Raw genomic sequence first — 22,494 nt, 5'->3', positions numbered from 1 at the left:
CGGTGAGCGCCCCGGCGAAACGTGCAAGGCCGCTATGAGTGGTACGTATCCACGGGGCGAGCCAGATGCGATGAACCGCTCTTGCGCCCCTATCAGACTGCCCCGGACGGTCCATTGAGTGGCCACCACCCCGCCAACCCTCCTGCGAGGCGGCGGCGGTCACGCGGGTCGTCAAGGCCGCAAGGTTCCTCACAGGCTTTCGACGAACGCCTTGTACGCGGCGTCGTCCATCAGCCCGTCAAGCTGGCCTGCATCGGCGATGGTCATCTTGAAGAACCAGCCTTCGGCCTCAGGCGCGGAGTTGACCAGCGCAGGGTCTTCTTCGAGCGCGGGGTTGGTTTCGGTCACTTCGCCGGTGATCGGCGCATAGACGTCCGATGCCGCCTTGACGCTTTCGACCACGGCGGCGTCCTTGCCCTTTTCGACGCCGGTGCCCACCACGGGCAGTTCGACGAAGACGATATCCCCCAGCTGGCCTTGCGCATAATTGGTGATGCCGACTGTTGCGACGTCACCGTCAACGTCGATCCATTCGTGTTCTTCCGTGAAATAGCGCATCGGTCAGGTCCCTCGGTGATAGCGGTGGGGTACAAAAGGTGTGGGCGAAACGGCGGCGGCAAGACGCTTGCCCCGGACTTCGACGTCAAGTGCGGTGCCGGGCGCGGCATGGCCACTGGCGACATAGGCCATGGCGATCGGCGCGCCCAAGGTGGGGGAAAAGCCGCCGCTGGTGACAGTGCCGACATGGTCGGCGCCGCTGAACACCTCGGCGCCTTCACGGGCAGGCAGGCGGCCTTCGAGCTTGAGGCCGACCCACCGGCGCGGTGTGCCGTCCGTGATCTCGCGGATGATGCGGTCTGCGCCGGGGAAGCCGCCTTCCGTTCTGCGACGCTTGTTGATGCCGAAGATCAGGCCCGCTTCAATGGGCGAGGTTTCGGGCGTCATGTCATGGCCGTAAAGCGGCAAGCCCGCCTCCAGCCGCAACGAGTCCCGCGCGCCAAGGCCGATGGGCTGCACTTCCGGCTCGGCGCACAGCAGGTCCGCAATCTCGGCGGCAGCTTCGGCGGGGAGCGAAATCTCAAACCCGTCCTCGCCGGTGTAGCCCGAGCGGCTGATCCACACATCGACGCCGGCGCCCGTAAAGGCAAAGGTCGCGCCCTTCATGAAGGTCAACGCGCCCAGTGGTGTGTTACCGGCCACCAGCCGGTCAAGCGCCGCAAAGGCCTTTGGCCCCTGCAACGCCAGCAGCGCGGAATCGTCCATGTGGCTGATCGTCACTTCATCGGGCAGGTGTTCGCGCAGATGAGCGATATCGTCCCACTTGGTCGCACCGTTAACGACGAGGTAGAACCCGTCTTCCCAGCGCGTGACCATCAGATCGTCAAGCACACCGCCGTGTTCGTCCAGCAACAACGAATAGCGTGGATTGCCATGCTTGAGTGTCGAAAGATCGATGGGGAGCACCGCTTCCAGCGCGGCTTCCACCCCTTCGCCGCTGATGAGCAATTGCCCCATGTGCGACACATCGAACAGGCCTGCGTTTTCCCGCGTCCAATTGTGTTCAGCCACGATGCCGCCGTGGGGCCCAGCATACTGGATCGGCATGTCGTAACCTGCAAACGGCACCATCCGCGCGCCGCGCGCCCGGTGCCAGGCATCCAGCGGCAGCGCGTCCAGCGGCAGGTCTTCCAGCTGCTCGTCACTATGGGCTTGGGTATCGTGGTCAGTCACAGAAAATCACCCCGGCAAGCAGAAACGGCAAGGCCAGCGGAGCCGAACGGCGCCGCTATGAACCTGCCCCCTCTGTCGGGTGAACCTGAGAGACTGAACCCGCGACGCAAATCCTGCGCGTGGGCCTTACCCCTTCGGTGGCCGCGGGCGATGGCCCGAGACGCTTTCCAGAGTGTCACGCAGCCGAGCGGTCCGGTGGCCTGAGAGTTTCCGGGGCGGTTGCTCCTTCGGCGCCGCTACTTTAGAAAAGCAACGAGCTCTCCCGCTCGCCTGCCCGAAACAGAATCGCTTCTGCCGCGGAAGACCCCTGCGCGATGCGCGATTTGCTGCACCGCGTCAATCGGGCGAATGGCGGTTATTGCGCGTTCAGCCACAGCAAATAGAGCGCCGAGAGCACAATCCAGCTGCCATCCATGGTTTTCAGCCGTTTTGCCCCCAGCCACAGCGCAATCGGCCGTGCCAGAAAGCCGCCCAACACCGCCGTAGGCGCAGCGAGCAACAGCACCTCCCACGCGATCGTTCCTGCGTCGATATGCCACACCACCCCGGCAATACAGCTCACCGCTGAAATCACGCAGGCTGCGCCGGTGCACAGCAGCACCGGATAGTGGCGGATGAACAGGTACAGCGCGACCAGTTCGCCCATCCCGACCGAGAACAGCGCAGTCAGCACGCCGCCGGGAATGGCCAAAACAAGCAGCACGATCAGATCGCCGCGCGCCAATCCGTTTCGTTCAGGCCGGGCGGCGTTGATGGTCCAGGTCGCGGCAATCAGCGCCAGCCCTAGGGCAATTGAAAATGCCTTGTAGCCATAGAGCACGGTCTGCTGATCGAAGCTGCTGAGCCGCTGGGTCGCCAGCATGGCCGGGAGCGACAACGCCAGCACGCCCAGCACCACTGTGGCAAAGTCTTTCAGCCGCACCTGCGCCTCCAGTGGACCGGGCGCGGGCTGGTGCAACAGTCGGTCAGTCCAGCGCAAGCTGCCCATGGTCATACCGAAGCTCTGAATCGCCATCGACACGCCTACTACGCTGAGCGGGGTAAGTGTCATCACGCCCAATTCGCGCAAAGCGTTGAACACCGGCACGAACACCACCCCACCGCCTGTACCCGACGTGTTGGCAATGATAGCGCCGATTACGCCGACACCGGGGAGGAACCACAGCTTGGCGAGCAACGCCGGATCGGCAGGGACGAGCACCGCAAGCGCGATATAGGCGGCCAGCAGCACCGCGCTGCCCACCCAGACGATGCGCCCGGGCGGCAACACGAGGCCAGGCCGGGTTTCAGCGATTGCGGTCACGGCCTAGTCGTCGCTTTTCGCCAACAGGGCTTGCGCCCGCGCCATCAACGCCTTTTCGCGCTCCGTGAACCCGCCGGTGTCCTCACCGCCTGCCGGGGGCGGGACTTCGGTCGTGAAATAGGCAAAGCCCTCTCCTCGCTCGAAATCAATCCATAAACCCGATTGCAACCCGTAAGCTTCACCCGAATGGCCCATCCGCGCGCGGCCATCGCTGAACAGCTTATCGAGACAACCGTCAGGCACAGCCTCGATCATGTGGACGCCAAGACCGTAGGAGCAGAAGAATTCCTCCCCCTCATTTTCGCGCGCCATTGAAAACAGCCATTCACCGAAAGGAACATCGGACAAAAAGCCGCCACGCGGCCCTGCCATCAGTGCCTGCCCGATCTTTGCCAGATCCATCATCCCGATCCGCACCCCGCCCTGCGGTGAGAAAATCGAAGCATTGGTACCGGGCTTATAGGCTTCAATGTCACACGCCTGCCCTTCAGCAAGCGGGATCGCGCAGTTCGGGGGCATATCCGCCGGATCGTCACGCGCCACTTCGCCGGTGTCACGATAAAGCGTCACCGCGCGCGCTTGCATTTCGGCGTCGCAACCGATCCAGTTGAGGCAGGCCTTCACTCCCAGCGGCGCGAACACCAGCCGCTCCACCAAGCGGTCATACCGCTCGCCCGACGCCGCTTCGAGCGCAGTGGCGACCAACGGCGCGCCCAGATTGGCATATTCAAACGAGTCCCAGTTCGGCGAGCCTGTTTCGCGCCATGCCGCCGGGTCCGACAGCTTGGCCTCCAGACTGTCTCCAAGCGAAATGATATAGCCCGCCCGGTCGCTCAACCCGGCGCGGTGCATCAACAGATGCAGAAGCGTGATCGGATCATCCGGGTTGGAAGGCGCGCGCAATTTCCACCCGAGATAGTCCGAAACATCGCGCTCCAGATCAACCTTGCCTTCGTCCGCTAGCCTAAGCGCGGCGAGCGCCATGATGAGCTTCGAGATCGAGGCGATCCGCACCGGATCATTCGCCTCCACCGCGCGCCCGCTGTCCTTGTTCGCCAACCCTTCGACGATCAACGGGCGAATGGTGTCGCGATCGAAAGCGACCACAACCGTCGCGGGCGGCGGGGCAGCATGGGTTGCGACAGGGGCGAACAACGCAAGAAGGGCGATGATGCAGCGGACCATGCCGTGCAACATCGCCGCCATCCCGTCTGCAATCAATCCAAATTCGGCCGTAGCCAGCGCTCGGCGGTCGCCATGTCGACCTCGCGGCGGCGCGCATAGTCCTCAACCTGATCGGGGCCGACACGGGCAACCCCAAAATATTCGGCCTGCGGATGCCCGAAATAGAAGCCCGATACCGCCGCCGTCGGCCACATCGCAAAGCTTTCGGTCAGGGTCAGGCCGGTGTTCTTGGGCGCATCGAGCAGATCGAACAGGATCGGCTTGATCGAGTGGTCGGGGCATGCAGGGTAACCCGGCGCTGGCCGAATGCCGCGATACTGCTCCTTGATCAGCGCCTCGCCGGTGAACTGTTCGTCCGGCGCATAGGCCCACAGCGTGGTGCGCACGTGCTGGTGCAGCGCTTCGGCAAAGGCTTCGGCAAAGCGATCCGCCAGCGCCTTCAGCAGGATGTCCGAATAATCGTCCTTGTCTGCCTGGAAGCGTTCGGAGTGCGAGTCGATCCCGTGAATGCCGACCGCAAAGCCGCCGATCCAATCGCCAGATGGGTCGATGAAATCGGCAAGGCACATATTGGCCCGGTCACGCGACTTTTTCACCTGCTGGCGCAGCATCGGCAGGCGCACGCCGTTGTCGAGCACAATGTCATCGCCGTCGCGCCCGCATGGCCACAATCCGGCCACGCCGCGCGCGGTCAGCCACTTTTCGGCGATAATCTGGTCGAGCATTGCGTTGGCGTCGGCAAACAATTGCGTTGCGGTTTCGCCCACCACCTCGTCGGTCAGGATCGCGGGGTAATTGCCATGCAATTCCCAAGCGCGGAAAAACGGCGTCCAGTCGATGAAGTCCCGCAGGTGCGCCATGCTCCAGTCGTCGAACACGTGCAGGCCGGGCTGCGCGGGCGCGGGCGGCTTTTGCGCGATATCGCAGGGGAAGGCATTGGCGCGGGCATCGGCGAGGCTCAGCAGCGCGCTGACGGTCTTGCCCGCACGCGCATCGCGCACGGCGATATATTCGTCTTCAACTTCCGCGACGTAGCCATCGCGCTGCGTGTCGGACAGCAGTTTGGACGCGACGCCCACGGCGCGGCTGGCATCAAGCACGTGGATCACCGGGCCTTCATAGGCGGTGTCGATCTTGAGCGCGGTGTGCACCTTGGACGTGGTCGCCCCGCCGATCAGCAGCGGCATGGTCATGCCGGCGCGCTGCATTTCCTCAGCGACCGTGACCATTTCGTCGAGCGAGGGGGTGATGAGGCCTGACAGCCCGATCATATCGACCTTGTTGTCGTTGGCCAAAGCAAGGATCGTCGGCCACGGCACCATTACGCCCAAGTCGATCACGTCATAGCCGTTGCACTGCAACACCACGCCGACGATGTTTTTGCCGATGTCGTGTACATCGCCCTTCACCGTCGCCATGATGATCTTGCCCTTGGCCTTCCGCTCGGCTTCAGGGAGCAGGTCCTTCTCCGCCTCGATATAGGGGATGAGGTGCGCGACCGCCTTTTTCATCACGCGGGCGGATTTCACCACCTGCGGCAGGAACATCTTGCCGCTGCCGAACAGGTCACCGACCACGTTCATGCCGTCCATCAACGGGCCTTCGATCACTTCGATCGGTCGACCACCGGCCTTGGCAATCGCGGCGCGCATGATTTCGGTGTCGTCCACGATATGCGCGTCGATCCCCTTGACCAGCGCGTGCTCAAGCCGCTTTTCCACCGCCCAGCCGCGCCATTCCTCGGCGGCTTTTTCATCCGCAACCGACTTGCCCTTGAAGCTTTCAGCCAGCGCGATGAGGCGTTCGGTCGCATCGGGATCGCGGTTGAGGATCACATCTTCGCACGCGTCACGCAGCGCCGGGTCGATCTGGTCGTAAACGTCCAGTTGCCCGGCATTGACGATCGCCATGTCGAGGCCTGCCGGTATCGCGTGGTAGAGAAACACCGAATGCATCGCGCGGCGCACGGTCTCATTGCCGCGGAAGCTGAAGCTGAGGTTCGACAAGCCGCCAGAATAGTGTGCGTGCGGGCACAGTACGCGCAGTTCCTGCACCGCTTCGATGAAGTCGACGCCGTAGTTGTTGTGTTCTTCAATTCCGGTCGCCACCGCGAAGATGTTGGGATCGAAGATGATGTCTTCAGGCGGGAAGCCCTCGGCCATCAGCAGATCATAGGCGCGCTTGCAGATCTCGATCTTGCGCGCCTTGGTGTCGGCCTGGCCTGTCTCGTCAAAGGCCATGACAACCGCGGCCGCGCCATAATTCATGCAGACGCGCGCGTGCTGGAGGAATTGCTCCTCACCTTCCTTCATCGAAATCGAGTTCACGATCGGCTTGCCGCTGACGCACTTCAACCCGGCCTCAATCACGTGAAACTTGGAACTGTCGACCATCACTGGCACGCGGGCGATGTCGGGTTCGGCGGCGATCAGTTTCAGGAAGGTCGTCATGGCGTGAACTGCATCAAGCAGCCCTTCGTCCATGTTAACATCGATCACCTGCGCGCCGTTTTCGACCTGCTGGCGCGCCACTTCGACCGCCGCCGGATAATCGCCCGCCATGATCAGCTTCTTGAACGCGGCCGAGCCGGTGACGTTGGTGCGCTCACCGATATTGATGAAGTTTGAAGCCGATGTTGTCACGTTCGTCACTGCTTTCTTGAAAACTGCCAACTAATTAAAACCATGCGTTTGCGCGCCATCACCACTGCTTGCGGACAAGGCAAAGGCCGCCTGCCACAACAGCGACCACCATCAGCGGGATGATCGCGAAGGATGCGAACATGGCCGCAAGCCAAGCCCCAAACAGCAATTCGGCCACCTCGGGGCTGGTGTAATAACAATGCGCCCCGCCAAAGCCGACACCGCATTCCAGCACATTGTTCATTCCCGTGAATAATAACGCCATACCAGCGATCACCAAGCTGATCAGAACCGTAACCTTACAGACGCGGCCCGCCCTCGTTTGCGGCCGCAGCAGGCTCATGCCGCAATAAATGCCTCAAGCCCGGCGAGCCGCATTTGCGGTTTGGGCGATGGCACCACGCGCGGGGTCGATTGGGCCACCGCCTTGGCAATTGCACCAATATGCGCCGGACTCGATCCGCAGCAGCCGCCCAGAATATTGACCTGCCCGTGGTCCGCCCAATCCGCCACTAGCGCCGCGGTGGTTTCGGGCTGTTCGTCATATTCGCCCAGCTCATTAGGCAGTCCGGCATTGGGATAAATCATCAGCAGCGTATCGGCGATCTGCGACAGCACCTTGACGTGCGGGCGCAGCTGTTCTGCGCCAAAGCTGCAATTGAGGCCGATCGTCAGCGGCTTGGCGTGGCGCACGGCATACCAAAACGCTTCCACCGTATGGCCCGAAAGGTTGCGGCCCGAAAGATCGGTCAGCGTCATCGAGATCATCAGCGGAATGTCCCGCGCCAGATCATCCTCCAGCTGCTTGACCGCCATGATCCCGGCCTTGGCGTTGAGCGTGTCGAACACCGTCTCGATCAGGATGAAATCCACCCCGCCCTCAACCAGCGCGGCGGCCTGTTCCTTGTAGACCGCGACGAGTTCATCGAAGGTGATCTCGCGGTAGCCGGGGTCTTCGACATCGGGGCTGAGCGACAGCGTCTTGTTGGTCGGCCCGATCGCGCCAGCGACAAAGCGCGGGCGGCCATCCCGGTGCGAATATTCATCCGCCAGCGCGCGGGCGATCTTGCCGCTCGCGATGTTGATGTCCGCGACCAGGCCCTCGGCGGCGTAATCTGCCTGACTGATGCGGTTGGCCGAGAAGGTGTTGGTCGAAACAATATCCGACCCTGCATCCAGATAGGCGCGGGTGATGTCCCCGATTACGTCCGGGCGGGTTAGCGCCAGAATGTCGTTATTGCCCTTTTGATCCGCCGGAAGGCCCAGATCGCCCGCGTAATCGGCTTCGGTCAACTTGCGGTTCTGGATCTGCGTGCCGAACGCGCCGTCGGAAATCAGGACGCGTGCCTTGGCGGCTTCGAGAAGTTGCTGGCGAGCGCTCATGCGGCTTGCTCCGTGCCACGATCGGCGGTGTGAGGGCGTTTGCCGAGCATATGGCAGATTGCATAGGCCAGCTCGGGGCGGTTCAGGGTGTAGAAGTGGAAATCGCGCACACCGCCCGCATACAGGCGGCGACACAATTCGGCAGCCACGGTGGCGGCGACCAGCTGGCGCGCTGCGGGCTTTTCATCCAGCCCGTTGAACAATCCGTCCATCCACGCCGGAAATTCCGTGCCGCAAGCTTGCGAAAACTTGCGCGCCTGCGCCACATTGGTGACCGGCAGGATGCCGGGCAGGATCGGGGCATCAATGCCCGTTGCGGCGCAGGCATCGCGGAACCGGAAGAACGCTTCGGGCGAGAAAAAGAACTGGCTGATCGCACGGGTCGCGCCGGCATCCAGTTTGCGTTTCAGATTGTCGATGTCGGCCTGCGGGCTCTGTGCATCGGGGTGCGTTTCGGGGTAGGCCGACACCGAGATTTCGAAGTCGGCGATTTCTTTCAGACCCGTCACCAGTTCCGCCGCACTGGCATAGCCTTCAGGATGCGGGGTGAAGGGTGCGCCCGGCTCACCCGCATCGCCGCGCAGCGCAACGATGTGGCGCACGCCTGCTTCCCAATATTGTTCAGCCACGTCGCGGATTTCCGCCTTGGAGGCGGCTACGCAGGTCAGGTGCGCCGCGGCGGGCAGACCTGCTTCGCCGATAATCCGCGCGACCGTGGCATGAGTGCGTTCCCGCGTGGAGCCGCCCGCACCATAGGTGACGGAAACGAAGCTTGGCTCCAGCGGCTTCAACTGCGTCACCGCGTCCCACAGCTGTTCTTCCATCTTTTCCGATTTGGGCGGAAAGAATTCAAAACTCACCGCAACATCGCCCGGCAGGCCGGAAAACAGCGGGGTGTCCGTGGCGGTGCGGTATTCGTGAAGCTGGTGAAGGCTAGGCGAAGATTGGGTCGGGGTCATCAGACGGTTTCCGTAAGGCTTGCAGGGGTTTTCAAAGCGGGCGCGGCGCGGCGTTTGGCCGTCCAGATCTTGACGACAAGCGGGCCGCCATCAAGCGCGAGCGGCGGGCTGGAAATGAACCCGGCGGCGCGAAGCAATTCGGCCATCTGGCGATCGGAAAAGCCCAGCCGCACGTGCTGGTGCCGGGTGCGCAGATCTTCGTGATCGTGGCTGGCAAAATCGACAATCGCGATCCGCCCGCCCCCGCGCAGCACCCGCGCCGCTTCGGCCAGGACCGGGGCAGGATCGGGGGCGAAGTGCAGCACCTGATGCAGCACCACCGTATCGAAGCTGGCATCGGCAAACGGCAAGTCGGCAAAATCGCCCTGCACCAGTTCGATCTGTGCGGTGGGCAGATGTTGCAGCTTGGCGCGAGCCACGCGCAGCATTTCGAGGTTCTTGTCGAGCGCGACGACGCGTTCGGCCCGGTCCGCAAACAATTCCGCCATGCGGCCCGTGCCGGTCCCGATATCGAGCATGGCGCCCAACGGCGCGTCGGCCAGGGCTTCGGACAGGCGGCGTTCGACATCGGCGTCAGCGCTATGGAGTGCGCGCAATTCGTCCCAGTCTCCGGCATGGCGGGCAAAATAGGTTTCGGCCGCCGCCTCGCGGGCGTCACGGATCGCGGCAAGTTTGCGCCGGTCGGCATCGCACAGCGCGGCAAAGGCAGGCTCGTCGATCTCGGCGAGCGCGAGCAGGCGCTGCACCGCCTCGATCAGAGGCGCGCTCGATTCGCTTTGGCGCAGGAACACCCAGCTGCCTTCACGGCGGCGTTCGGCCAGGCCCGCATCGCACAGAATGCCAACGTGACGCGACACACGCGGCTGGCTTTGCCCCAGCACCTGCGCCAATTCACCCACGGCCAGCTCCATCGCGCCCAAAAGGCGGGCGATGCGCAGCCGGGTGGGATCGCCCAGCGCCTTGAAGATGTCCTCGATCACCATTGCGAGACCATCATATAAAGATATTTTTATATCTGTAAATCGTCCGCCGAGGAAACACCCTTGCGAAATTTGCGCAACCGCTCTGTTGGCCAGCCCTTGCCCTATCCATGGTGCAACACGCCAAGGCCCAGCAGCATGGAGGATGCCCGGCGATAGCCCCGACATTTTCCTACGCGGCAGCGTCGGTGCTAGCAACGCCGCCGATCGATCAACGCTTTGCCCATTCGCGAATGCCATACTTGGAGTGTTCGGCATGCAGGCAAAGAAAGATGCAGCCGTGTGCTTGCGCGCCGGTAGCACCTAGACCCGCGCTAGCCTCGTCTAGCCCCCCGTTAGACCCCGGCTAGACCCCGGCTAGACCCCGGCTAGGCCCCTGTTAGACCCCCGTTAGACCCACCCTAGCCGTCTTCCAGAAGCGTCCGGTAGTGATCTTCCAGCGTGTCCTGCCCGAATTCCGGGGTGAGATCGGCGGAATAACGGCCGTTCACCGGATCGCGCACCAGCATCGATTCCGTGGCATAATAATGCGCGATGCGGGCATATTCGGCCTTCTCGGCAAACCAATCGGAAAACGGCGCGCCCAGGCTCAGCGCCCGTCCGGCACCGACGAAAAGCCTGGGCGAGATCGCCTTGAACCGGGCGGGTTTGCCTGAGATTTCGAACAGCAATTCGCCCTGCTCGCGCAAGGAAATCGCCGGGCCGGGACCGCCGATGGGCAGGATTTTTCCTGACATATCAACATTATCAATGGCCGAAACGATAAACCGCGCCAGATCGCGATCGCTGATCGGCTTGCAGCGCGTCAGCCGACCATCACCAAAGATCAGGAAGGGCTTGCCCGCCTTCACCCGCTTCACCTGCCCCGAAAGCGACTTGAAAAAAGCCGTGGGCCGGATGATCGTGAAACCGATCCCGCTCGCCGCAAGCGCCGCCTCAAACGCAAGCTTCGCGTGCTGAAACGCCAGCAGCGGCTTTTGCACGCAGATCGCTGACAGCAGGATAAACTGCGTTGCACCCGCGGCTTTCGCGGCCTCAAGCAGGGCAATATTTATCTCGTAATCAACAGCTTGCGCATCCCGAGGCGAGCCCGAGCGTGAGGCAATGCAGGAGATCACGACCTGCGCCTCAGTCAAGGCCGCTGCGAGCGTTTCGCGATCCACCAAAGCGGGGCGGCTTAGCACCGTGACGACGTGTCCTTGCGCTTCAAGCTCGCGTTGCACCGCCTGCCCGATCGTCCCGCTCGCTCCGGCAAGCGCAACACGGCGCGATGTGGTGGCAACAAGGTGCGTCATGCCTATCCCCTTAGCGCGAGCTGGCTGGATGCAATAGTGTTCACCGCCCAATTGCGCCGGGGGGCTCCTGGACCGCAGGCTCACACGGGCCGCCCCAAAAGATGATAGAGGTTAATGCGCGAAGCGGACGGATGCGTAGTCTTTTTTGCAACCGAAGCGCTTCGCCAGACCTATAGGGGGCTCCATGACCATTTCGATCAATGGACACGATTACCCGCTGCCCGCAGATCCCCGCACAAGCCTGCTGGACTTCATCCGCCGGGACGCAGGCCTGCCCGGCACCAAAAAGGGCTGCGATCACGGGCAATGCGGCGCGTGCACCGTGCTGGTCAACGGGATCAGGATCAATTCCTGCCTGTCGCTGGCCGTGACGAACGACGGCGACGAAGTGACCACCATCGAAGGCCTCGGCACGCTGGCGGCACCCGGCGCAATGCAGAAGGCATTTGTGATGCATGACGGCTTCCAGTGCGGCTATTGCACGCCCGGCCAGGTCTGTTCGGCGACCGCGATGTTGCAGGAACTGGCGGTGGGCTGGCCCAGCGATGCCACCGCCGATCTTGAAGCCGCGCCGCAGCTGACAGACGAAGAAATTCGCGAGCGGATGAGCGGCAATCTGTGCCGCTGCGGCGCCTATGCCAACATTGTTGCGGCGATCCGCGACGTCGCCGGAGAACCCGTATGAGGCCGTTCGATTATCAGCGGGCCGAGCGGCTCGCCCACGCAGCGCAGCTTACCGCGCAGGCCGGCACATTGGCGCTGGCCGGAGGCACCAACCTTGTCGATCTGATGAAATTGCAAGTGGAGACTCCCAGAGTACTGGTCGATATTGGACGGCTCTCGCTCGGCGGCATTGAACCTGATGGCGAAGGACTGCGGATCGGCGCGCTGGCGAGCAACACCGAAACAGCGGTGCATCCGCGCGTGCGCGCACACTACCCGGTGCTGTCGCGCGCAATCCTGGCGGGCGCCACGCAGCAGCTGCGCAACAAGGCCACCACCGGCGGCAACCTGTGCCAGCGCACGCGCTGCTATTATTTCACCAATATCGACCAACCCTGCAACAAGCGCGAGCCGGGCTCAGGCTGCGGCGCGATTGACGGGGTTGCGCACATCCATGCCGTGCTGGGCGCAAGCGTAAACTGCATCGCGACCTATCCCGGCGATATGGCGGTGGCGATGGCCGCGCTTGATGCCACGGTGGAGATCGCGAGTGAAACGTCCCGCCGCAGCGTACCGGTGCGCGCGTTCCACCTGCTGCCGGATGCAACGCCGGAGCGCGACAACGTGCTGGAACCGGGCGAAATTATCACGGCAGTTACCCTGCCCGCGCCGGTCGGTGGTACCCAGCTTTATCGCAAGGTGCGTGAGCGTTCGTCCTATGCCTTTGCCCTGTGCTCGGTTGCTGCGGTGATTGCCCTTGAAGACAATCGCTTCACCCGCGCCGATCTCGCCTTCGGCAGCCTGGCGCACAAGCCGTGGCATGATCCACGCATCGCCGACCTGCTGGTCGGAAGCGAACCTTCGCTATCGCTGTTCGACAAGGCGGCAGACCTTCTGCTGGAAGACGCGCAAGGCTATGGCGAGAATGATTTCAAGATCCCGCTCGCCCGCCGAACGCTTGCCGCAGTCCTGTGCGAAGCGACGGGAGTGGACAGATGACCGCGCATCTGAAACAGGATGCGCCTGACAATCGCAATGTGCTCGACACCACCGTTCAGGGGGTGATTGGCGCGCCGCTGCCGCGTCCCGAAGGACTGCTCAAGGTCACCGGCACCGCCACCTATGCCGCCGAATACGAGGTTGAGGGCTGCCTTGAAGGCGTGCTGGTAACGGTGCCGATCGTCCGCGGCGAAGTGCTGTCCATCGACGAAGCGTCCGCGCTCGCTTTTCCCGGCGTTGTGGCCGTGATCTCGGATAGCCGCATGACCGGGCGCGCTGCGCAAGGCACTGCGGGCGAAGCGCCGTTCCAACCTGCGCAAACGGTTTGCTACTGGGGCCAACCGGTCGCGTTGGTGGTTGCCGAGACCTTTGAACAGGCCCGCGATGCGGCCAAGCATCTGGTGATCGAGACACGCAGCGAGGACGCGCCGCTCGATCCTGCTGCGGTGGATACCGAGGTCGAGGAAACCACCCGGACAGGCGATCTGGCGCACGCGATGGCCGAGGCCGCGCACAGCGTCGATGTGACGTTCACGACCGAAGGCCACGCCTCTGCCGCGATGGAGCCACATGCGGCGATCGCACAGTGGGACGATGAAAGCCTGACAGTCTACGCCTCGCTCCAGATGCTCAAGTTCAACCGCGCTGAACTGGCGGACGCGCTGGGGCTGAAGGAAGACCAGGTGCGGCTGATTTCGCCCTATGTCGGTGGCGGATTCGGATCGAAGCTGGGGGTGAGCCAGGAGGTCGTTGCCGCCGCGCTTGCTGCGATGCATCTGGGCCGCCCGGTGCGCGTGGTGATGAGCCGCCAGCAGGTGTTCCAGACGATCATGCGCCGTTCCGAAACGCACCAGCGCGTTCGTCTCGCTGCGGGTAGCGAAGGCCGCCTGACCGGTTTTGGCCACGAGGCGCGCGTGTCGAACCTCCCCGGTGAGAGCTTTGCCGAGCCGGTGCTCCAATCGAGCCAGTTTCTTTACGCAGGCGAAAACCGCCTGCTGCAACTCGAAATCGCGCGCGTTCACCGCATGACCGCCGGATCGGTGCGCGCACCCGGCGAGGCTGTCGGCGTGCAGACGGTCGAACAGGCGATGGACATGCTGGCGGAAAAGGCGGGGATCGATCCCATCGAACTGCGCCTGCGCAACATTCCCGATAAACACCCGGCCAATGGCAAGCCGTTCAGCTCGCGCAAGCTGGCCGAAGCCTTGCGCGAAGGCGCGAAGGCGTTCGGTTGGGAGCAGCGCCCGCGCAGCCCGCGCCACACCCGCGAAGGCGAATGGTGGATCGGCACTGGCGTGGCCAGCGCCGCGCGCGTCCACTCTGCGATGGAGGCCAAGGCCCGCGTCACCCTGCGCCCTGACGGGACTGCGGTGGTGGAAACCGACATGACCGACATCGGCACGGGCACTTATGCGATCCTTGGCCAGGTTGCCGGTGAGATGCTGGGCCTGATGCCCGGCGATATTGATGTGCGTCTGGGCGATACGGATTTTCCAGCCGGTTCAGGGTCCGGCGGCAGCTGGGGCGCAGCGTCCTGCGGTTCCGCAGTGTTCCTCGCTTGCGAAGACCTGCGCAAAACGCTGGCAGGACTGGTCGGCATGGTGCCCGACGCGGTCACCTTCAAGAACGGCTTTATCCGGTGGGACAGCGGCGAAAAGGCACTGTCCGATGTTCTGGCGGGCACGCGGCTGGTCAGCACCGGACATTATGAACCCGGTGCCTCCACCGAGGACAAGGCGATTTCAAGCTACGGCGCGTTTTTCGCCGAGGTCGCAGTCAACCACTGGACGGGCGAGACACGGGTGCGTCGCATGACAGGCGCCTTCGGCATCGGGCGCGTGCTCAACGCACGCACCGCCCGGTCGCAGTGCCTTGGCGGGATGACCTGGTGCATCGGCAACGCGTTGACCGAAGCGCTGATGTTTGACCCTGTCGATGGACACTTGGTCAATTGCGATCTGGCCGAATATCACGTGCCCGTGAACCGCGACGTGCCGGATCTGGAGGTTCTGCTGCTCGAAGAGCGCGATGCCTCGGCCAGCCCGATCCAGGCCAAGGGTGTGGGCGAGCTGGGCCTGTGCGGCGGCGCGGCGGCCATAGCCAATGCGATCTACGACGCCTGCGGCGCGCGGGTGTTTGCCTATCCGATGACGCCCGGCAAAGTCATTGCCGCTATGCCGCAAGACTGATTGCGGGGCGGTTGCAGGCCGCCCTTCAAACCAATCGCGCAAGGAGATATTCCAGACCAAAATTTCGCCCTTGCCCACGAGGTTATTGCACGCGGGCCCTGAAGCGGATCGTGAAGCTGGACGGGGCGCTTGTGGAAGCCGCGCGCATCGTGCCGGTTGGCGCGATGCGGATGCCGCGCACATTGCTATCAAACTGTCCGGTGGGCGCGTAGGCGTAGGGTGCCAATCCGCCCGCTTCAGAAGAAAAGCGCACCATCGTTGCGGCATTGAATGCGCTCAGCCCGCTAGACCTGCTGCCGTTGGTGAAGGTTATCGGCGTGCCCGTGGCAAAGGCCATGTCAGGCGGCATGATATCGATGATAACGATCGAGCTTGAATCCACGGAGCGCGTTCCGACGTTACTCACGGTAATAGCATATTCGACGATCGCACCGGGAATGGCCTTCGGATTGACCGTGCCGTTGATCGGATCAGAAATGATCGTGCCGATTTTGTCGACGATCAGAAGGGCCGTGGATGGGCGGGTGTTGGTGATGACACACGTAACGGCGTCGCCGGGGCGAAGCGTGATCGTCCCGCCAACGCTGTCTGGTAATGCCGTAGCCGACCCGCTCGTGGCATTGGTGCAGGCGATGGTTGCGGTGTAATTGCCAAGGGTAGCAGATCCAGCCGCAATCTCGTCGACGGTATAGGCCACGCCGCTGACGACTTGAATCAGGTTGGTGTCGCCTGCGCCAACTGTGCCAGAACTCCCGGTCGTAGTGGAGGACGCTACAACCGTATCTCCATCGCGGATGCGCACAGTGAACTGGTCAAGGCTGAATAAGCGTCCGCCTGATCCCAGCAGCTTGCGCACCCGCAACCGGGGCTGCGCGCCGTTGGCGAAGGTGCATACCAGATATTCTCCAAACTCCAGCGGGCCGATGCTGACGCTGGTGGCCGCCACATTGTTCGGCAGGTTGGCGCGGGTGGTCCCGGCGGTGTTCACGCAGGTCAGCGTCGTGGCGTATTGGGACAGGGTGCTCGCGCTGCCGGACGCCATCACCTCTCTCAACGTGATAGGAACACCAGCAGAAAGGCTGAGCGGCGATGTCGAAAACGGTCCGCCGCCCGATCCGGTGGTGGTGCCACTGGTCACAGTCGCACCGTTTGCCGTGTTGACGATCTGATAGGTGAATTGATCCGCGGCGTTCAGGCGCGCGCCGCTGACCGTCGTCTGAAGCCGGATTGTGGCAAAGCGGATTGCGAACATTATCCCTTGCAGCCCGCCCGCTTGCGTCTGCACCGTAACGCTGGTGGGGCTGTTGCTGCCCAGAATATAGGCGCCGACGGTGCCCGATGCGCCGGTAATGTTCACATTGCTGGTGCCAACTCCGGTGATCGGTGGGAAAGCCGATCCGCCAATGGGTGCCACGGAATCGAGCAATTGCCAGCTTCCCCCATTGGTCGAAAGGCGCAAAGCTTCGTTTTCATTGATGGATTCCGCGTCCGCAACAACGAAGGAGTAGATCGTTGCACTCGCACCTACAGGCGGCGTCACCGTGATGTTCGTCAAGGCGATGGTCCGCGTACCTGCTGCGGCCGTGTACAGCACAGGCCGACCAGGAATGCCAACGAACGCCCCATTGCCGACCGCCGATCCCGTCCACGAAGGCGATGTGACCGCATTATAGGCCGTAGTGGTCCCGCCGGTCACGCGGGCGTTAAAGGTCAAGATCGAACCATCCGGGAGCGTGAAGCTGAGGTTCTGGCCCGCGGCTGATCGTGCCGTGACATCGTTGTAATTGGTGAGGTTGAGCCAGCAATAGGTCTCCCAGCTGGCAGGCGCTCTGCCTTGCACGGTAGCCTGACCGCAATTTTGCGCCTGCACGGCCGGGCTCCACATCAGTCCGCACATCAACACCGCAAGGCCAATCAGGCGGCGCAAGGGGAACGGTGCAGCAATCATCCGTTGGATGTAAGAAAACGTGGTAAATACCGCGTTAGCGCTGAGGCGAAGGCTGGTGTTTTGCATCGCTTAGCGCCCCAATCCGAGGAAGCTGAAGCTGTCGGTATCGAAGGCCATCCGCACGGCGGCAAACGCGCCCTCGCTGGTGTTGCGGGCTGCGCCAAAGTCGCCGTCGCGAAAGCCTTCGATGTTGTATCCTACGGTCACCAACATCCCCTTTGCCGGGACCACGCCGAGCGTCGGGCCAAAGGCAAAGCTTGTGACCTTGTCGGTCAGGTTGGAGCGCACCGTGGCGCTGGCGCCAAGCTCAAAACGCTCACCGATCCCGATGCGTGCATCGGACCCAACCAGCACACTGGTTCCGGAAAACTCGGTATCTTCGAACAGATCGAAATTGTGGCGTGCGCCAAGGAACAGTGCGACCTCATGACGGCGAACCTCGGCTCCGCCTTCTTGACCGCGTGGACTGAAATTGGTGGAAAGGCTGGCGACCATGCGGCGCGCGGTTGCATCGCCACTGACCACCAAGGCGGTCCGCCCGGCACCCGCGCCGCCGCCGATTTCGCCTGCCACGCCGCCCGTGATCTGGTCGCTGCGATATTCAAGCCGCCCCAGCATGGCGAGCGGCGACGCCGATGGGCGGTGTGCGAAAGCGATGCTGGCATCAAGGATCTCAGCCCTTGCCCCGCCAGCAGCTTGTGAAAGCGTCCAAGTCGCCCCCGAACCAACGAGGCTGCCTTCGCCGAGTTGGCGGATCGCGCCGAAGGTGACACCCTTGCGGTCGGCCATTTCGCCATCGCGCAATTCGCCGCGGGCGATGACGCTCCAGCGGTCCTTGCGCCACGCGGCGCCAAAGGTGACTGCGGTGAAATCTTCGAACAACAGCCCACCGGTGATCTGGCCGCCGCTGGCTGTGGGCTGGCCAGGGTTGACGACGCTACCAGTTCCCGGATTGCTGCCAAGTGTGCGATTGCCGTCAATCGTGGCATCGATCGTCAACGCCGGACTAAGAGCAAGCGTCTGCGACAGGCCAAAGGCAGCAAAGCTGCGGTTGCCGTTCTCCCCGATGGTTTCCTCACCCAGCGTGGTGACGACCTGCCCGCCCTGCCACGGCGAAACCTCGATCCCTCCGCGCAGCTGACGCGCCTTGAGGGTTTCACCATCGGCAATCTCGTAAGTGCCGACCAGGCGCACATCCTGCGTCACAGCATAACGCGCGCCGAGCCGGTGCCGCGCTGGTAGATCAAGGCTTTCGGCCTTGCCTAGCGCGACGGCCGTGCCCGCCGAAAGCTCCAGCTTGTTGTCAAACAGTCGTTGAGTCGCGCCGGCCTCCAGCACCGTGGATGCTGCGTGGGTGCCACCGGCCAGACGGTCGTTGAAATGCACAAGGCCAAGCCGCAGGTCTGTGCGCTGGCGAACCAGAAGCAATTGGCCCTGCGCTGCGCGGCGGCGGCTGCTGTCGCCTAGCGTTTCGTCCTGCCACAGGCTGCCGACAAAGCTCAATTCCTGGCTCAACAGCACCCGCCCATCGATACCGGCCTTACGGCGCCCACGCTCAGCGGCGTTCTGCTGGCCGATGCCATAATCGTTGTCGACCTCGCGGGCGTAAGCCAGCAGATCGAGCGTCCCGGTCTGGTGTTGCGCTTCAACCAGCCAGCCGGTTGCAGCTTCCCCCTCGCGGCGGCTGATGCCGAGTTCGGCGCGGATTTCGGTATTCTCGTCTACCCGTGCAAGCACATCGACCGCGCCTAGATCCGTGCGCTGCGCCTGACCGTTGCGTCCTGTCAGACCCGCATCGCTGATTGCACTGGCACCGACGCGGATGGCCCCATCATCGGTGGTCCAATCGGCGCGCACCCCGGCGTTCCATTCCGCATCGCCTGCACCATCGACCTCAAATTCGATCACAATAAATTGCGGATTGAGGTTCTCGTCGCGGCTGAGAACCGGCGCGGCAAAGCTGATCGCGCCCGACAACAGATCGATGTCATAATCGGAAAAGCGGGTCAGCTCGCGGGTTGAAACAATCAGTTCAGGACGGAAGCGGTCGCGCACTTCAATCGTAACGCGTTCGGAATTGGCCAGAATCCGGCGGCTGGCGAGGCTATAGGGGCCAGAGATACCCTGCCCCTGGATTTCCTGACGCTGGAACCGGCTGGCGATCTGGGCGGCAAAGCCCTGCGTCTTGATTTGCCCGATCCGCGCTTCGCCCTTCACGCCCGTGGCGGTGCGGTTGTAATTGGCCAGCAGGGTCTGATTAAAGGCCGTCTGGAAATCGCCGTAGAGCGCGTAGAAGGTCGCGGTTTCGACGCGGACATACAGTTTTTCGCGGCTGGCGGCATCAAAGCGCCGAGCCGATGCATCGCCGAAAACGGTGTAATAGGCCTGCGGGTCGATTGCGCCCAAAACGCGCTGATCCTCGCGCTGCTTGGCACTGTCATAGGCGAGCGTCAGCAGATACTTCCCCAGCACCCGGCCCTTGGCATAGAGCGCAATACGCGCATCATCGCCAAGATCGCTGTCAAACTGGCCGGCCCGCTCCATGTTGTCGGCCACCGAACGCGCGCCGAGCGTGCCTTCGGCCAAGCCCACCACGGTCCATTCGACATCACCGGGCTCGATCCAGGCTTCCAGTTCCTGACGGCGGGTGATGGTGCCATCATCGAAAGCGAAGGCGAGGCGCAGCGATCCGCTGACCATGGTGGGCGCCAGTTCGATCCGGGCAACGCCGTCTTCGCCTTCTACCACCCAGCGCGCGGCCATTGGCGCCATCCCGGTAAGCTGATTGAGCTGCTGGCGATCGATCTGCTCGGCGCTTTCGTAAGGGGCGTTGAGTGTGAAGCTGCCCGAAATCCCTTCGCGCAGCGGACGGCCGTTGCGATCAAGCACACGGATGGCGATCACCGGGCGGGTGCGACCATCGGCAATCAGGTTGGACTGCGCGGGCAGAAACGCGACCTTCGCCGGTGTGCGGGTAAAGAACACCTCGCGCGTGAAGCTCTTGGTCATTTCACCAAAGCTGTTGATAATGCGCGCCTCGATCACCGTGCGATCATTGATAAGCGGCACCCCGCGCCACTGGCTGACAGCAAACTTGCCCTTCTCCGGGTTCTGCGTTCCATCGAAGGCGAGCGGGTCGACAGGCTTGCCATCCACCAGCAGTTCGACGCTTTGCCCGCGGCGATGGCGGATCGCAACGCGTACGGCGGGCGCGCGCGGATTGGCATCTTCGGCCGGAGCGAGGAAGCCGTCTTCCCCATCACCAAGCGCGAGGAGATCCGCAGGAGCGGTAACGCGATCGGTGGGCGCAGCGGGCACGACAGGTGCAGCTTCTGGGGCCGGGGCGGCAGGGGGGGTGAGCGCGCCTTCGGGCAAGGCCACATGGAAATCCGCCACCACCAAGCTGCCACCCTGACCGATCGCGAAGCGGGAAGACGCGCTGCCCGCATTGCGGGTTGAACGCGAGCAATCGACCAATCGTGCGCCGTCGGGTAAAGTGATGCGAGACACCTGCACCAGATGGGAACCCGGCACGACGCCTTCGAAATGGTAGCGGCCGTCGGCATCGGTGATTGCGAAGCTGCCGTCTTCCAGCATCACGCGAATGCCCCCCAGTCCTCGCCTTTCAGCGTCATTAAGGTGGCATGCGCCCGCGGTGATACGACCGATGATGGTCATCCGGTCGGAAATACCATCGCGCACGAGGTCGACCACGGCACTTGCGCGCGACTGACGGCCCAGCGCATCACGCACGCTTGCTGCATTCACCGCACGGCCCGGCCGCGCGTCTGGGCGCACGGTCATGGCATAGGTCACCCGCACGCTTGCGCCACCCGCCACGTCGCCAAGCGCGATGGTCAGCCCGCGACCATCGGGCGATACCGTCACCGCCTGCGGGGCAGCTACGCCGTTGATGCGGATCGTATCGCGGCGCAAACGCAGCCAGCGTGACGGCATATCGGTCAAGACGACATCGCGCTTGATCCGTGCAGGATCAGCGTTGCGCACGACCACGGTGTAAAAAATCGCGTCGCCCGGCGCCGCATTGGTGCGCGAGGCCGACTTGGTGATCGCCAGATCAAGGCTTGGCCGATCGATCGGAATATCGACTTCGAAGGGCACCGGGTTGTCGAGCACGAAGGCGTCACCGAAAGATCCCTCACGGATGACATAAGGGCGCCCGTCAGGCCTGTTGACCCGCGCCAGCAATTCGCGCGGCGCGGCAGATGGCGCGGTGTAAGGTGCAGGCGCTTCAACGGCGAGGCGGAACCGGCCCTGCGCCGTGAGCGGGAACCAGAATTCTCCCGGCCCCATCGGCACAACCCGGCCTGCGCCGTCAGTCACTGCCGTGCCGGTTGTCACCGTTGAAGGCCATGCGGTTATGCCGTCCTCGGCAAACACTGTTGCAGGCGCGCCTGTGGCGGCGTCCACCAGCGTTACGCGCACGTCATCGACCGGCTCTCCGGTCTCGCTGTCAAAGACAACGCCAAAAGGGTCAACCAGCACGCGGATATCGGCCTGAACCAAGACAATGTCGGTGTCCTGGCGCATCGCGGCCACCGTCACGCGCGAATCCGGCCCGACGCTGAGGCGGCAGTCCCCCTGCACCAGTGCCGGAGGCAGGCGGAAGGTGTTGATCACACCGGAGAACACACCACTGTCGAAAGCGGTTTCGAACACTGTCATGGTCTCGCGGTCGCCATCGGCGGAGGTCAGCACCACGGTCAGGCTGTCGATCGCACCCGGATCGCGATTGGCGCCGGCTGCGGTCACTTCGAAATACAGCGGTTCGCCCCCGCGCAATTCGTCAGTCTGCTGAACGATGGCTGTGGTCACGACCGAAACGGCGTTGGATCCGGGGGTTGTGCTGGCCGTGGCGGCACCGCGGTTCAACTGATCGGGCGCGGTCGTTACCCCGCAGCTTGGCGGTCGATAGACCAGTTCGGCGCCGCCACCTTGCGCGCGGCGAAACACCAGTATTTTCGGCGGGTCAAACGCAGCCGCGCTGACATCAAATCGGACCGGATTGCTGACAATCCTGCGGCGTGACCCAGCTTCGTCCCACGTAGCTTCCGCGATGTTGGTGATCGCGCGGATCACCTGATCATCAGAGCTTTGCGCGTTTACTCCCTCCTGGATCAGGCCAAGCGACAACAGCACTGCAAACAGTACCGCAGCGATCCGCCGCCAAGAGGGAGTAACACACAAGACCTAAAT

15 protein-coding genes and 2 riboswitches are annotated in these 22,494 nt (G+C 63.2%); of the genes, 3 read left to right on the top strand and 12 right to left on the bottom strand.

What is annotated here, in order from left to right:
- Nucleotides 1-189 precede the first annotated feature (189 nt).
- The 10 genes from gcvH to ACRANW_RS05315 form a co-directional block, all read right to left on the bottom strand.
- The gene (gene gcvH, locus ACRANW_RS05360; protein ID WP_479433503.1) at nucleotides 190-558 is read right to left on the bottom strand and encodes a glycine cleavage system protein GcvH; all 369 of its coding nucleotides are present in this window, start codon (nucleotides 556-558) and stop codon (nucleotides 190-192) included.
- A gap of 3 nt (nucleotides 559-561) precedes the next feature.
- The gene (gene gcvT / locus ACRANW_RS05355; RefSeq protein ID WP_479433502.1) at nucleotides 562-1,731 is read right to left on the bottom strand and encodes a glycine cleavage system aminomethyltransferase GcvT; all 1,170 of its coding nucleotides are present in this window, start codon (nucleotides 1,729-1,731) and stop codon (nucleotides 562-564) included.
- A 62-nt stretch (nucleotides 1,732-1,793) separates the two neighbouring features.
- Nucleotides 1,794-1,909, bottom strand: a riboswitch (glycine riboswitch).
- A riboswitch (glycine riboswitch) is annotated at nucleotides 1,910-2,006 on the bottom strand.
- An 80-nt stretch (nucleotides 2,007-2,086) separates the two neighbouring features.
- A complete protein-coding gene (locus tag ACRANW_RS05350; protein ID WP_479433501.1) occupies nucleotides 2,087-3,034 on the bottom strand; it encodes a sulfite exporter TauE/SafE family protein in 948 nt (315 codons plus the stop codon).
- Nucleotides 3,035-3,037: 3 nt separating this feature from the next.
- Nucleotides 3,038-4,240 (bottom strand): serine hydrolase domain-containing protein, encoded by a 1,203-nt coding sequence (locus ACRANW_RS05345; RefSeq protein WP_479433500.1) that lies wholly within the window; start codon nucleotides 4,238-4,240, stop codon nucleotides 3,038-3,040.
- A gap of 11 nt (nucleotides 4,241-4,251) precedes the next feature.
- A complete protein-coding gene (metH, locus tag ACRANW_RS05340; RefSeq protein WP_479433499.1) occupies nucleotides 4,252-6,861 on the bottom strand; it encodes a methionine synthase in 2,610 nt (869 codons plus the stop codon).
- 58 nt (nucleotides 6,862-6,919) lie between these two features.
- Entirely contained in the window at nucleotides 6,920-7,204 is a 285-nt protein-coding gene (locus ACRANW_RS05335; protein ID WP_479433498.1) for a hypothetical protein, read from the bottom strand.
- Nucleotides 7,201-8,244, bottom strand: a complete 1,044-nt coding sequence (locus tag ACRANW_RS05330; protein ID WP_479433497.1) for a homocysteine S-methyltransferase family protein — start codon at nucleotides 8,242-8,244, stop codon at nucleotides 7,201-7,203. Before ACRANW_RS05330 ends, ACRANW_RS05335 begins: the two co-directional genes overlap by 4 nt.
- On the bottom strand, nucleotides 8,241-9,203 hold the full coding sequence (gene metF / locus ACRANW_RS05325; protein WP_479433496.1) for a methylenetetrahydrofolate reductase [NAD(P)H]: 963 nt from the start codon (nucleotides 9,201-9,203) through the stop codon (nucleotides 8,241-8,243). Before metF ends, ACRANW_RS05330 begins: the two co-directional genes overlap by 4 nt.
- Nucleotides 9,203-10,186, bottom strand: coding sequence for an ArsR/SmtB family transcription factor (locus ACRANW_RS05320; protein WP_479433495.1), 984 nt, complete (start codon nucleotides 10,184-10,186; stop codon nucleotides 9,203-9,205). The genes metF and ACRANW_RS05320 overlap by 1 nt, the downstream gene beginning before the upstream one ends.
- A 398-nt stretch (nucleotides 10,187-10,584) precedes the next feature.
- Entirely contained in the window at nucleotides 10,585-11,478 is an 894-nt protein-coding gene (locus tag ACRANW_RS05315; RefSeq protein ID WP_479433494.1) for an NAD(P)H-binding protein, read from the bottom strand.
- Nucleotides 11,479-11,662: 184 nt separating this feature from the next.
- On the opposite strand from ACRANW_RS05315, the gene ACRANW_RS05310 reads away from it, so the two are divergent.
- From ACRANW_RS05310 to ACRANW_RS05300, 3 genes are read left to right on the top strand one after another with little or no spacing between them, the layout of a single operon-like run.
- Entirely contained in the window at nucleotides 11,663-12,163 is a 501-nt protein-coding gene (locus ACRANW_RS05310) for a 2Fe-2S iron-sulfur cluster-binding protein (RefSeq protein ID WP_479433493.1), read from the top strand.
- Nucleotides 12,160-13,140, top strand: a complete 981-nt coding sequence (locus ACRANW_RS05305) for an FAD binding domain-containing protein (RefSeq protein ID WP_479433492.1) — start codon at nucleotides 12,160-12,162, stop codon at nucleotides 13,138-13,140. The genes ACRANW_RS05310 and ACRANW_RS05305 overlap by 4 nt, the downstream gene beginning before the upstream one ends.
- Nucleotides 13,137-15,329, top strand: coding sequence for a xanthine dehydrogenase family protein molybdopterin-binding subunit (locus ACRANW_RS05300; RefSeq protein WP_479433491.1), 2,193 nt, complete (start codon nucleotides 13,137-13,139; stop codon nucleotides 15,327-15,329). Before ACRANW_RS05305 ends, ACRANW_RS05300 begins: the two co-directional genes overlap by 4 nt.
- A gap of 82 nt (nucleotides 15,330-15,411) precedes the next feature.
- On the opposite strand, the gene ACRANW_RS05295 is transcribed toward ACRANW_RS05300, so the two are convergent.
- The gene (locus tag ACRANW_RS05295; protein WP_479433490.1) at nucleotides 15,412-17,343 is read right to left on the bottom strand and encodes a CshA/CshB family fibrillar adhesin-related protein; all 1,932 of its coding nucleotides are present in this window, start codon (nucleotides 17,341-17,343) and stop codon (nucleotides 15,412-15,414) included.
- Nucleotides 17,344-17,346: 3 nt separating this feature from the next.
- Nucleotides 17,347-22,485: a hypothetical protein gene (locus tag ACRANW_RS05290; RefSeq protein ID WP_479433489.1), complete on the bottom strand. Its 5,139-nt coding sequence runs from the start codon at nucleotides 22,483-22,485 to the stop codon at nucleotides 17,347-17,349.
- Between the last annotated feature and the right edge of the window lie 9 nt (nucleotides 22,486-22,494).

Source organism: Erythrobacter sp. 'gip.4 top 5' (assembly GCF_056495765.1).
The sequence above is the reverse complement of the archived record's forward strand: the minus strand, read 5'-3'. Positions and strand labels throughout refer to the sequence as shown.